The organism is Proteus vulgaris (assembly GCF_033708015.1).
In the GTDB taxonomy this organism is placed as follows: Bacteria; Pseudomonadota; Gammaproteobacteria; order Enterobacterales; family Enterobacteriaceae; genus Proteus.
This window is the reverse complement of the sequence record NZ_CP137920.1, coordinates 3,899,711-3,912,643: the sequence shown is the minus strand read 5'-3', so window position 1 is coordinate 3,912,643 and position 12,933 is coordinate 3,899,711. Positions and strand designations below refer to the sequence as shown.

11 protein-coding genes are annotated in these 12,933 nt (G+C 38.6%); 5 read left to right on the top strand and 6 right to left on the bottom strand.

Going from position 1 to position 12,933, the window contains the following annotated elements; translation table 11 throughout:
* Nucleotides 1–9: 9 nt before the first annotated feature.
* Nucleotides 10–1,056, bottom strand: coding sequence for a nitrogen regulation protein NR(II) (gene glnL / locus SB028_RS18355; protein ID WP_069369550.1), 1,047 nt, complete (start codon nucleotides 1,054–1,056; stop codon nucleotides 10–12).
* 184 nt (nucleotides 1,057–1,240) lie between these two features.
* Nucleotides 1,241–2,650 carry a glutamate--ammonia ligase gene (gene glnA / locus SB028_RS18350; protein WP_069369551.1) on the bottom strand — a complete coding sequence of 470 codons (1,410 nt, stop codon included), beginning with the start codon at nucleotides 2,648–2,650 and terminating at the stop codon, nucleotides 1,241–1,243.
* A gap of 359 nt (nucleotides 2,651–3,009) precedes the next feature.
* Between glnA and typA the strand changes: the two genes are divergently transcribed.
* From typA to rluF, 5 genes are all read left to right on the top strand, one after another.
* On the top strand, nucleotides 3,010–4,845 hold the full coding sequence (gene typA, locus SB028_RS18345; RefSeq protein ID WP_069369552.1) for a ribosome-dependent GTPase TypA: 1,836 nt from the start codon (nucleotides 3,010–3,012) through the stop codon (nucleotides 4,843–4,845).
* Between the two features lie 538 nt (nucleotides 4,846–5,383).
* Entirely contained in the window at nucleotides 5,384–6,001 is a 618-nt protein-coding gene (gene yihX / locus SB028_RS18340) for a glucose-1-phosphatase (RefSeq protein WP_069369553.1), read from the top strand.
* A gap of 67 nt (nucleotides 6,002–6,068) precedes the next feature.
* Nucleotides 6,069–6,506 (top strand): D-aminoacyl-tRNA deacylase, encoded by a 438-nt coding sequence (dtd, locus tag SB028_RS18335; RefSeq protein WP_069369554.1) that lies wholly within the window; start codon nucleotides 6,069–6,071, stop codon nucleotides 6,504–6,506.
* A gap of 36 nt (nucleotides 6,507–6,542) precedes the next feature.
* Nucleotides 6,543–7,457, top strand: a complete 915-nt coding sequence (fabY, locus tag SB028_RS18330) for a fatty acid biosynthesis protein FabY (RefSeq protein WP_069369555.1) — start codon at nucleotides 6,543–6,545, stop codon at nucleotides 7,455–7,457.
* Between the two features lie 183 nt (nucleotides 7,458–7,640).
* On the top strand, nucleotides 7,641–8,522 hold the full coding sequence (gene rluF / locus SB028_RS18325) for a 23S rRNA pseudouridine(2604) synthase RluF (RefSeq protein WP_069369556.1): 882 nt from the start codon (nucleotides 7,641–7,643) through the stop codon (nucleotides 8,520–8,522).
* A gap of 92 nt (nucleotides 8,523–8,614) precedes the next feature.
* Here rluF and SB028_RS18320 read toward each other — a convergent pair whose 3' ends face one another.
* The 4 genes from SB028_RS18320 to SB028_RS18305 form a co-directional block, all read right to left on the bottom strand.
* Complete coding sequence (locus tag SB028_RS18320) at nucleotides 8,615–8,854, bottom strand: hypothetical protein (protein WP_069369557.1); 240 nt, start codon at nucleotides 8,852–8,854, stop codon at nucleotides 8,615–8,617.
* Nucleotides 8,855–8,942: 88 nt separating this feature from the next.
* Nucleotides 8,943–10,619, bottom strand: a complete 1,677-nt coding sequence (locus SB028_RS18315) for an AsmA family protein (RefSeq protein WP_260664897.1) — start codon at nucleotides 10,617–10,619, stop codon at nucleotides 8,943–8,945.
* Between the two features lie 106 nt (nucleotides 10,620–10,725).
* Nucleotides 10,726–11,274, bottom strand: coding sequence for a hypothetical protein (locus tag SB028_RS18310; RefSeq protein WP_069369558.1), 549 nt, complete (start codon nucleotides 11,272–11,274; stop codon nucleotides 10,726–10,728).
* Nucleotides 11,275–11,431: 157 nt separating this feature from the next.
* Nucleotides 11,432–12,823 carry a uracil-xanthine permease family protein gene (locus tag SB028_RS18305; protein WP_069369559.1) on the bottom strand — a complete coding sequence of 464 codons (1,392 nt, stop codon included), beginning with the start codon at nucleotides 12,821–12,823 and terminating at the stop codon, nucleotides 11,432–11,434.
* Nucleotides 12,824–12,933 lie beyond the last annotated feature (110 nt).

Sequence of the window (12,933 nt, the reverse complement as noted above, 5' to 3'; positions counted from 1 at the left end):
GGTTATCTCCTACTTAATTGGTAAATAAATAGAAAACTCAGTATTTCCGGGCCAACTGGTAAATTCAATTTTACCTGCATGTTGATCCACTAAATTACGCGCAATAGAGAGCCCCAATCCATTACCACCTTCTCTACCACTTACCATCGGATAAAAAAGCGTATCTTGTAGATGAGAGGGAATGCCATCACCTGTATCAATCACATCTATACGAGCCACAAGGCGATGACGTTCGCCATGAAGTGTGACTTGAAAAGCAGTACGGGTACGCAAAATAATTGTCCCACCTGTTTTTTCAACGGCTTGTAAGGCGTTACGTGTAATATTTAGTAGGACTTGTTCTATTTGATCTGGATAATGTGATAACTCCGGTAAGCTGGGATCGTAATCTTTTAATAAGATGACATTTTCAGGGCATTCGAGCGAAATAAGCTGAGCAACGCGCTCAACAACATGGTGAATACTCTGATGTGTTTTTGTTCCTGGATGTTGGGGGCCAAGTAATCTGTCCACTAGCACACGCAGGCGATCAGCTTGCTCAATAATGACTTGCGTATATTCCGTTAAAGTAGGATCAGGTAAGGATTTTGCTAGCAATTGCGCTGCGCCCCGTAATCCTCCCAATGGATTTTTAATTTCATGTGCCAGCCCCCTAACCAATTCCCTAGCAGCCATTTGCTGGGCTTGTTGTATCTGCTCTTGGCTTAACCGGCGTTGACTATCCATAGGCGCCAGTTCCAGCAAAATATGTTGCTCGGAAATAGGTTGGGCACTGAGCGACATTGTGTGTGATTGGTTATTAATAACCAGTATCACTTCATTGTCGGTAAAGCTTTGCCCATTCGCTAATGTTTCACGCATTAAATCAGCATCAAAAGAGTAATAACTGAAGAGGGCAGTGAAAGGCGTTTCAAATAGTTTTCGACGGCTTTGTGCTAAAACCTGTAACGCAGAATGATTTGCGTAGCAAATAATAAACTCTTTGTTGATAACCAATACAGAGTGTATCAATGAGTCTAAAATTAATGTGTTGTCAGGTAAGTCCGCCGTTTCCATATTGAATACCCCATTGCACCATTTTAGTGCATCTTACCTTTATTACAGTAGTGAACCAATGCGTAAGTGAAAAGGCTGATCCCTTAAATGGGAGAAAAGTGCCCATCCGAAGATGGGCAAAATAGCTTCACGGCAAAAAAAAACAGTTTTACATCTTGGCTTAAAGGTTTATCAACAAGTTATCTTAAGCGCTGTAATACATTTCAAATTCAAGAGGATGCGGAGCCATACGTACACGCTGAACATCAGCACGTAATAATTCTAAATAAGCATCAATAGCATCGTCAGTAAATACGCCACCACGGGTTAAGAATTCACGATCGGCATTTAATGTATTTAATGCTTCTTCTAATGAACCCGCGACAGTTGGGATCTCTTTCGCTTCTTCTGGTGGTAAGTCATAGAGGTTTTTATCCATAGCATCACCAGGGTGAATTTTATTGATAATGCCATCAAGACCCGCCATTAACTGCGCTGCAAATGCAAGATAAGGGTTTGCTAAAGGATCTGGGAAACGGACTTCTATACGACGTGCCTTCATGCTAGCAACAACGGGAATACGAATTGACGCTGAACGGTTACGTGCAGAGTAAGCCAGCATGACTGGTGCTTCAAAACCTGGGACTAAACGTTTGTAAGAGTTCGTGGTTGGGTTAGTAAACGCATTTAATGCACGAGCATGTTTGATAATACCGCCGATGTAGTACAGCGCCATTTCAGATAATCCGCCGTATTTGTCACCTGCAAACAGGTTTACACCATTTTTAGACAGTGACATATGACAGTGCATACCAGAACCGTTATCACCCACTAAAGGTTTTGGCATAAAGGTCGCTGTTTTACCAAATACGTGAGCCACATTTTGTACCACATATTTATAAATCTGGGTTTCATCTGCTTTTTTGGTCATGGTATTAAAGCGAGTTGCCACTTCATTTTGACCAGCCGTTGCAACTTCATGGTGATGAGCTTCAACAACTAAGCCCATTTCTTCCATGATGTTACACATAGTAGAACGAATATCTTGTGATGAATCAACGGGTGGCAGTGGGAAATAACCCCCTTTCACCATCGGGCGGTGGCCTTTGTTGCCGTCTTCGTATTTGGTATTGGTGTTCCATGCCGCTTCAATATCATTGATAGCGTAAGATGCACCGGAAATATCGTTTTTGAAACGAATATCATCAAATAGGAAAAACTCTGGTTCTGGTCCAAACAGGACTGTGTCTGCGATACCACTTGATTTTAAATAGTCTTCAGCACGTTTTGAGATAGAACGGGGATCACGATCGTAACCTTGCATTGTGCCTGGTTCTAAAACGTCACAACGAATAATCAAGGTCGGATCTTGGAAAAATGGGTCAAGCATTGCGGTTGTTGCATCTGGCATCAGCACCATGTCTGATTCGTTAATGCCTTTCCAGCCACCAATAGAGGAACCATCGAACATTTTTCCTTCTTCAAAGAAATCATCGTTAATCTGATGAGCCGGAATAGTAAGATGTTGTTCTTTACCTCGGGTATCAGTGAAACGTAAGTCAATATATCTAACTTTATGTTCTTCAATCATGGATAATACATGTTCAAGGGACATAGGAACTCTCCTGGCGAATGGTTTTATTGAGTGCAGTGGCCTTACACATTTTTCGGTGAATTTTTTGCTCACCTAAATTCTATTGCGAAAAGCATGCCAACTTATCTAAAAAGGGATATATACTGTATTGATGAAGTTTAGTGTAGAATATCTCCTGTGATTTTTTAATTATTGCACAAAATTGGTGCAAATTAAGCCTAATTAACTGCACCATTTTGGTGCAACTGAACGGATGCGACTAAATTCTGAGGCGTGAAAAGGATCACAATTCAATTAATTGCATATTGTTAAGCAATCATTATTGTGATCTTGTTTAGTCTCTCGTCTAAAGCGTGTACAATACTGCGCTTATTTCTACAATGCCTGAGGCAAATTTTGTGATCGAAAACTTGCGTAATATCGCCATCATCGCCCACGTTGACCATGGTAAAACAACTATCGTCGATAAATTACTCCAGCAATCTGGTACGTTCGGTGAACGTGAAACTGTTGCTGAGCGCGTGATGGATTCAAATGATCTCGAAAGAGAGCGCGGAATTACTATTCTTGCGAAAAATACAGCGATTAAATGGAATGACTATCGTATCAATATCGTAGATACCCCAGGACACGCCGACTTCGGTGGTGAGGTAGAACGCGTTATGTCTATGGTAGACAGCGTTCTATTGCTGGTTGACGCGATGGATGGCCCAATGCCACAAACGCGTTTTGTGACACAAAAAGCGTTTGCTAACAACTTAAAACCAATTGTTGTTATCAATAAAGTTGACCGCCCTGGTGCGCGTCCAGACTGGGTTGTTGATCAGGTATTTGACCTGTTCGTAAACTTAGGTGCCACTGACGAACAACTTGATTTCCCAATTATCTATGCATCTGCATTAAATGGTATTGCGGGAACAGATTACAATGACATGGCTGAAGATATGACTCCGTTATATGAAGCTATTGTTAAATATGTAGAGCCACCAAAAGTGGATCTGGAAGGTACATTCCAGATGCAAATTTCTCAGTTGGACTACAACAACTACCTAGGTGTTATCGGTATCGGTCGTATCAAGCGTGGTAAGGTTAAACCTAACCAGCAAGTCACTATCATCGATAGCGAAGGTAATACTCGTAACGGTAAAGTTGGTAAAGTGTTAGGTCACTTAGGCTTAGAGCGTATTGAAGTTGAAGTCGCAGAAGCTGGCGATATCATCGCAATCACTGGCTTAGGTGAACTGAATATTTCTGATACGATCTGTGAAACAGGTGCTGTTGAAGCATTACCTGCATTAGCCGTTGATGAACCTACTGTTAGCATGTATTTCTGTGTTAATACTTCACCTTTCTGTGGCCGTGAAGGTAAATTTGTGACTTCTCGTCAGATTTTAGATCGTCTGAAAAAAGAGTTAGTCCATAACGTAGCATTACGTGTAGAAGAAACTGAAGATCCAGATGCATTCCGTGTATCAGGTCGTGGTGAGCTTCACCTGTCAGTTCTGATTGAAAATATGCGTCGTGAAGGTTACGAATTGGGCGTATCTCGTCCTAAAGTTATCTTCCGTGATATTGACGGCCGTAAACAAGAGCCTTTCGAACAAGTAACTATCGATATTGAAGAACAGCACCAAGGTGATGTGATGCAAGCGATGGGTGAGCGTAAAGGTGAAATGCGTGATATGCAACCAGATGGTAAAGGACGTGTACGTTTAGACTACATCATCCCTAGCCGTGGTCTGATTGGTTTCCGTACTGAATTTATGACCATGACATCAGGTACTGGTTTACTGTACGCAACATTCAGTCACTATGATGATGTTCGTCCAGGTGAAATCGGTCGCCGTAATAACGGTGTTATGATCTCTAATGGTCAAGGTAAAGCGGTTGCTTACGCACTGTATAGCTTACAAGATCGCGGTAAATTATTCGTTACTCATGGTGCTGAAGTTTATGAAGGCCAAGTAATTGGTATTCATACTCGCTCTAATGACTTAACAGTAAACTGTTTAACAGGTAAAAAGCTGACTAACATGCGTGCTTCTGGTACAGATGAGGCGACAACGCTGACTCCACACCTGAAACAAACATTAGAACAAGCATTAGAATTTATTGATGACGATGAGTTAGTCGAAGTGACTCCGCAGTCTATTCGTCTGCGTAAGCGCTATTTGTCAGAGAACGATCGTCGTCGTGCTTACCGTAGCAAAGACTAATTCGTAATTCTGATAACATAATTCTTAGGGCGCGTTAGCGCCCTGAGTTTATACTCGTCATATTTCAAGTTACAGGGAGATTGACTACACTCAGCGAGTCGAGTTACATCGTTTATCTCTGTTGCTCGCCTATCTTCACTTGTCACCTATCTGTAACTCAAATTATTTAGAGTATATGGTATTATAAAACGAATGCGGTGGTTAATTTGCCACCGTATAAGTTTTTTCACTTCTCCTTTTTCGACCTATTTTTTCTTATTTTTTATCTTCCGATTAGCATTTACAACGTAAGTCTTGTTTTATGATTTAATGACAATTTTTGAGTTGTGTGCTTTGAATGAATGTCGAATATCATTATTTAATCACTCAGGTATTTCAGATAGTGATACTTTTAGGTTCATTTTTTGTATTTGCCTATTCTGGTTTTATGTTTTACAAAAAATTAAGTGTGATTATTGTCCTTTTTTAGTGTTTAAGCCTGTTCAGTAAAGCGATTTATGATTAAAGTAAAATGAGTTTTCTATTATGGAGAGGATTTATGCTTTATATCTTTGATATGGGTAATGTGATTATTGATATCGATTTTAACCGAGTATTCGCAGTATGGAGTAAGCTTAGTGGTGTTCCATTAGCCAGCATAAAAAAGAACTTTACAGCAGGCGAAGTTTTTAAATTACATGAACGCGGTAATATTACAGATATCGAATTTGCTGAAGAAATTAACTCAGAACTAGGGATGAACTTAAGTTTTGAGCAATTTGCTGAAGGGTGGCAGGCTATTTTTATCGCAGTACGACCTGAAGTCATTGATATAATGAATAAATTAAGAGAGCAAGGGCATCGGGTTGTGGTGTTATCAAATACGAATCGCTTGCATCATGATTACTGGCCTGAACATTATCCAGAAATCGCGGCTTCTGCTGATTTTCTTTACCTATCTCAAGATCTTGGCATGAGAAAACCTGATCCTGAACTCTTTAAGTATGTTTTAGAATCTGAAGATGTTGAAGCACAAGATGCGGTTTTCTTTGATGATGTAAAAGCCAATGTTGATGCGGCAATTGCTGTGGGTATCAAAGGTGTACATGTCATTGATAAACAATCCGTCATTGACTACTTCAAAGATTATGATTTTTCTCTCCCAGTAGAAGAATAATGCTATTGTAAGGATGACAATGGATTGAATTTGTTATCCTTTTTTATTGATTTATTTTGGAGAGAGTATGATCGCGTTAATTCAACGAGTGACACAGGCAAAAGTGGATATTGCAGGTGAAACAGTCGGTGCTATTAATCAAGGCTTAGTCGTTTTATTAGGTGTAGAGAAAGACGACAACGAACAGAAAGCCAAAAGATTATGTGAAAAAGTATGCGGTTATCGCGTATTTAGCGATGAAAATGGCAAGATGAATCTAAATGTGCAACAAGCTGGTGGTCGTCTATTAGTGGTATCCCAATTTACACTTGCTGCGGAAACACAAAAAGGTATGCGTCCAGGATTTTCGAACGGTGCGCCTCCAGAATTAGCGAAAAATCTCTATCACTACTTTATTGAACAATGTCAGCAACAAGGGTTAGAAACGCAAACAGGTCAGTTTGCTGCGGATATGCAAATCACCCTGACTAATGACGGCCCCGTCACCTTTTGGTTACAGGTATAATGTTAAACGTATAGTGATGTTAAAAGGAGCTCAGATATGTACCATTTACGAACCCCAAAAACAGAGGCAGAATTTGATGCCTATTATGCTTTTCGTTGGGAAATGCTTCGTAAACCGCTACATCAACCTGAAGGCTCTGAAAAAGACGGTTATGATACCTTTGCACATCATCAAATGGTTGTCGATGAAACAGGACAACCCGTCGCAATTGGCCGACTTTATATTAATGCCGATAACGAAGGCGCTATCCGCTTTATGGCAGTGCGCACAGATGCACAAGGTAAAGGTTTAGGTACTCTTGTTGCCATGGCGCTAGAGTCATTGGCTCGCCAAGAAGGGATAAAACGGATCGTGTGTAGTGCCCGAGAAGAGTCTGTCAGCTTTTTTGAAAAATTGGGTTATGAGAATTGCGGTCTTGTTACAGGGCCACAAACAACCCCCATTAAGCACTTTTTTATGAAAAAAAGTATTGAGTCTCTGGATGATATTCTTCATCGACCAGATTGGTGTGCTGAATTACAAAAACAGTGGCACCAACATATTCCTTTAAGTGAGAAAATGGGGTTACGTATTACTCAATATACGGGAACTCGTTTTTATACCACTATCCCAGAAGCGGGAAACCAAAACCCTCACCACACTATTTTTGCAGGTAGCCAATTTTCACTCGCCACTTTAACCGGTTGGGGATTGATTTGGTTATTAATGCAAGAACATAAGTTGCAAGGTGATATTGTGCTGGTGGATGCGCATATTCGTTATCGCAAACCTGTATCAGGGCGTCCCGCTGCTGTTGCGGATATGGAAAATTTAAGTGGAGATTTAGGGCGATTAGCGAAAGGAAGTAAGGCTCGAATTAAACTGGATGTTGATATTTGTGGTGATGAAGGTATCGGTGCTGTTTTTAGTGGAACTTATATTGTTTTACCTTCACAAAATAAGCAGTGCTAATTTAGCTATCCATCTTTAAAGTAACTTAAAGGAAAATCACTCTTTTCTTTTGGGTTACCTTTTCTATTTTCTGCATTTTTTATTAAAAAAATAGAGTATAAAAAATCTATTCTTGAATGCCGGTGTTATAGAGTTTCTATCGCTATCCAATTGATGTATATTTCGCAGTTTACGGAGGGAAGCATGGACACCAATTTATCTACTCGTCTTAATAAATATATCAGTGAAAGCGGGATCTGCTCACGTCGTGAGGCTGACCGTTATATTGAGCAAGGACTTGTCCTTATTAATGGCAAGCGCGCCAGTATTGGCGATCAAGTCTTTGCTGGCGATGAAGTCAAAGTCAATGGGCGATTGATTGAAGCGCAGGATAACTCTGAGTTAGTTTTGATTGCGCTGAATAAACCAGTGGGCATTGTTAGCACCACAGATGATGGCGAAAAAGATAATATTGTTGACTATGTTAACCACAGTACCCGTATTTTTCCCATTGGGCGTTTAGATAAAGATTCCCAAGGATTGATTTTCCTGACCAACCACGGTGATTTAGTCAATAAAATCTTACGTGCAGGTAATGATCATGAAAAAGAGTACCTTGTGACAGTGAACAAGCCGATCACCGATGAATTTATTCATGGAATGGGTGCGGGTGTTCCTATCATGGGACAAAAAACCAAAAAATGTAAGGTTAAGAAAGAAGCACCGATGGTGTTTCGTATTACTTTAGTTCAAGGATTAAATCGCCAAATACGTCGTATGTGTGAATATTTTGGTTATGAAGTCACTAAGCTTGAACGTATTCGCATTATGAATGTTAGTTTGTCTGGATTACCTGTTGGTGAATGGCGTGATCTGACCGATGATGAACTCATTACTCTATTTGAAGCAATTGAAAAATCGACTTCTGAAGCGCCACCAAAACCAAAGCAAAATAAACCGAAAAAACAAATCAGTAGTAATGCGAAAGCATTAGGTATCCATATTCCTCAAACAAAAACCAAAGAAACGGAAAATAATTCTCGTAAGCGTTTTGTTCAGCCTGGTCGTAAAAAGAAAAGACGTTAATTTTATCTGTGAAAATGCGATAAAAACAAAAAAACACCTGGAAGGGTGTTTTTTATTTGTTCTCTTTAAGACGAATGATTGCATCGATAAAATTAGTCTAAATTAAGCTCATCTAATTTATTTTGGCGACGTTCAAGTACGATCGCTGCAAGTTCGGCATCCATAACTCGCTCAATTAATGCATCATAGTCTTCTTTGGAAAGGCAATAGAACAACGGAGTTTTGTTATCATCACACACAAGCAGTGTGCTGTTATCTTCAAGTGCAGTTAAAGGAGATTGTTGAAATACATTTAAAGATATTTTTTCAGGGGAAAAATCTTCGTCAGACATGAAAACTCCACAATAAAGAAAAGGGCAATAGCGCATTGTAACGCTTTTTATAAAGGGAGCAATCCGTGCTCCTGCGAAAAAATCAATATTATAGGTGATTAATTATCTCACCATTTTGTATCACTGCGTTGAGTATTTGTTGTTCACCTTTATTGCCAGTTAATGTGCCATTCAGTGTTGATATGACTGGTTTTGAACGTAAATCACCTTTCAATTTTAATGTGAATTGGCCTATTTCATCAGAGTAGGTTGTTTTTAAACCTAATGTATATAGCGTTGATAAAGGGACATTGAGACCATTAGCAATAAGTGAAAATTGGCGCTGCTGGTTAGATTGCACTAAAGCGGCTGAACCTCGAACAATGCCATTACCAATAAATGCTGAATATTGCTCAACAATAGCATTATCGTGTTGAGTGACAATGTTTAAATCAGGACGACGTAATTCAATACGATTTAATGTACCGCTATCGGCATTTAATACGGCTGAACCTTGCCATAATCCCCATTCACCTTCTTTTGCAACCATTAAATTTTGCAATTTTCCTGTTAAATTGGTGAATTGGAATGGAAATTCTGGCGTGATATCAATCAAGATAGATTGATTGATAGATAACTGTTCGATAGTGATATTTTGAATATTGCTTTTGTTATCTATTGGTTGAGCTAAAAAAGTGAGCCAATTTTCAGGTAACGTATATAAAAAACCTGATAGTGTGGCGTCTTGGATTGTGATGGTTTTATTGTCTTTATTCCAATGACCGGCAAGTTTAATTAAACCTTTTTCATAGCGTAGACTGAGGTTATCTAGATTGAGTTGATTGTTCTGTTGGTTGAGTTTTGCAATAAGATCAGTAACGTGTTCATTTTGAAAAACAATATCATCTGTATTGAGTTCACCAGTGGTAAATGAAAGCGCGTTATCCCAATTCAATTGAGCAAATTGCCCATCAAAACCACTTATTGCCCACTGTTTCCCTTCAGCAGTCAAATCAACGATATTGAGTGTTTTTATGCTAACACGAGGATATTCAGAGAGAGATTGAATTAATTCGTCAAAGGTTTGTGAGGATTGCCAGCGCAAGCCATTCATATAAACTTCATCAAACTTCCATTGATTGTCTTGATATTGTCCACTTAAAGATAGTGAGCCATTCAGTAGGCGAGTACCTAATTTTTCTATTTGAATATTATTGGGTTGATATTGTCCAGAAATAATAAAATTACTGAATTCATTATTATTTATCATGCCACTAGCAATGGAAAACTGGAAATGACCGGCTCCAATTAAGTCGGTTGATGTTGGGAGCCAGGGTGTGATCCCGCCCGTTATTTTCTTGGCATCAAAAGAAAAATCTGCTTTTTCACTACGTAGCGCCATATTTTTAAATTGTAAGATGTCGGCGCTTAACGGTATTGAAGGTGTTTTGTTGGTAAAATCAATATTGCCATTTTCTAATGTGATTTTTTGTAGATGAGATGGAGTAGTAAAAAATTGCCAATTCAATCTAATTTGTGCTGATTTTGCCGATACTATCGCTTTATCTTGCTTAGGATTAATGAGGAGATCATGAACAATGACTTGCTCGGGTTGCATAAGATCATGCTCAATACCAGAGAAGCGAATATCATAGTCGGTGTATTGTGTCAGCCATTCACTGGTTTTTTGTGCGCCCCACTGAGTCTGAATAAAAGCATAAATGATAATAATAAATAAAATAACGATAAGTATCAGAGATACCAAACTTTTCATCAGCCAGCGCATAACCTGTCTCCTGTTTTATACTCCATCAAAACATTATACAGTTATGCCTGAAAACTCGGTGATGCTCAAGTATTCATCACTCTATAAAACAAGATCATTTAACTGCTTATTTATTTGAGATAAGGGATATCTTGTTTACCAAGTCTTTGGTGAGTGAATTACTGCTCTCTAGTAAATTGGCTTTAATATTACCCAATATTGTTTCTATAATGTTTTTATGGCTTTGCTCTCTATCATTTAATTCTCCGGTTTTTAATTTATTACCATAGTTAATAAGTTGGGAAATTAATTCATTAGGATCAATGCTACCTGAGTGATAAATATCGTAAAAATTAGGGAGAATACCCGCTTGTTTTGATGAATATTGAAACGTATAGTTTAGATATTCCTTTTTGTTTTTATCTTCAGAATTATTAAGGGAAGGATTTTTTAAAAACTCATTTAAGTCTTGTTGAATATGTTCTAAATTAAATTCAGCAATAGATTTATTTCCTAAATGAGTAAATTTATGATCACTATTAAACAATGAAAGAATGGAATCTTTGAGATAAGTAAAAAATTGCCCAATAGTTTGTATGTGAAAGTCTTGAGTAGATGCGTGCTTTTTTAAGTATTCGAGTGCAGGATTTTTAATTAGATTAAAAGTTGTTGTCATCTTATTTTTTTTTGAGTTTCAATAAAAGATGAATATTATTTACTGTAATCAAACGGAAAGTGCTTTTATAAAAACGCCATTGATCTGCAGGTAATAAATAAAGCGCTATTTTTTGATGATGAAAATAGTGCTTTATTATTTTGTAACTAATTAATGATTATTTTTCTGGCGGAAAAATCAGGTTTAAAATAATGGCTGTTAAACCACCTGCAGCAATACCCGATGACAGCAATGTTTTTAGCCAATCAGGTGCAAACTGCAATATTTGAGGTTGCTGTGAAACGCCCAGCCCTACCGCAAGTGAAATCGCAAGGATCATGATGGCTCGGCGGTTGAGTGCTTCTTTAGAAACAATGCGTACACCCGATGCCGCTATCGTACCAAACATGACTAATGTGGCTCCACCTAATACGGGTTCAGGAATTTTTTGCACAAATTCTGCAACGAATGGAAATAAGCCTAAGATAATGAGCATTGCGGCAACAACATAACCTACATAGCGACTTGCAACGCCTGTTAATTGAATAACGCCATTATTTTGACCAAAACAAGAATTTGGGAAGGTATTGAAAAATGCCGAAACCATGGAGTTAATTCCATTCGCTAAGACGCCTCCTTTAATTCGTTTCATATACAAAGGGCCACTGACAGGTTGCTCTGAAACGTCAGAAGTTGCTGTAATATCTCCTATCGTTTCGAGTGATGTGATCATAAATACCAGCATTAAAGGAATAAGCAAATGCCAATCAAATGACAGCCCATAATAAAACGGCTCAGGAATAGTCATAAGCGGAGTTTCTTGATGTTCTGCAGGTGTGGGTAACATATCTAAAGCCCAAGCAAGAACATAGCCCACTGCCATTGCAATGACCAAAGAAGCAACGCGTAAATAAGGGTTTTTTTGTCGATTAAGTAGAATAATAACAATAAGAACAGAGCCTGCTAATAACAGGTTTTGTGGTGAACCAAAGGTATTATTTTCGATGGCTGCATAACCACCACCAATAGAGGTTAATCCAACTTGGATTAAAGAGAGACCGATTATCATCACGACGACACCTGAAACCAGCGGTGTAATAATACGTCTTGCTAAGTGAAGTACACGAGAAAGGATGATTTCGGTTAATGAGGCAACCATTAATGTCCCAAACAGGGCTGCCATCATTGTTGGAATATCGGCTCCACCATTTTTAAGTGCTAATCCCCCCATAATAAGTGGAGCAACAAAGTTAAAGCTTGTTCCTTGGATTGATAACAATCCTGAACCTATTGGACCCCATGCTCGAATTTGAATAAGAGAAGCAATACCTGATGCAAATAAAGACATACTGATAATACGTTGAGTATCGTGTGCAGGTAATCCTAATGCTTGGCAAATAAGGATCGCAGGTGTGATAACCGCGACAAACATAGCTAAAAGGTGTTGGCAAGCAGCAAAAAGTGTTTGAGGTAATGGCGGTTTCTCTTCTAAAGCAAAAAGAAGTTCGCTATTTTTTTTAATTGAAACGTCACTATTTTTAGGCAAATTTTGATTTTCTGAAGTAACCATGGTGTGAATTTCTTATTCGACAAAAACAGTATTTTAATGATCTGTGCCACAAAAGCAATCGTTTGCGCGAAAATGATGTTATCAAAATGCTTAAGAGGCGCTCACATTTT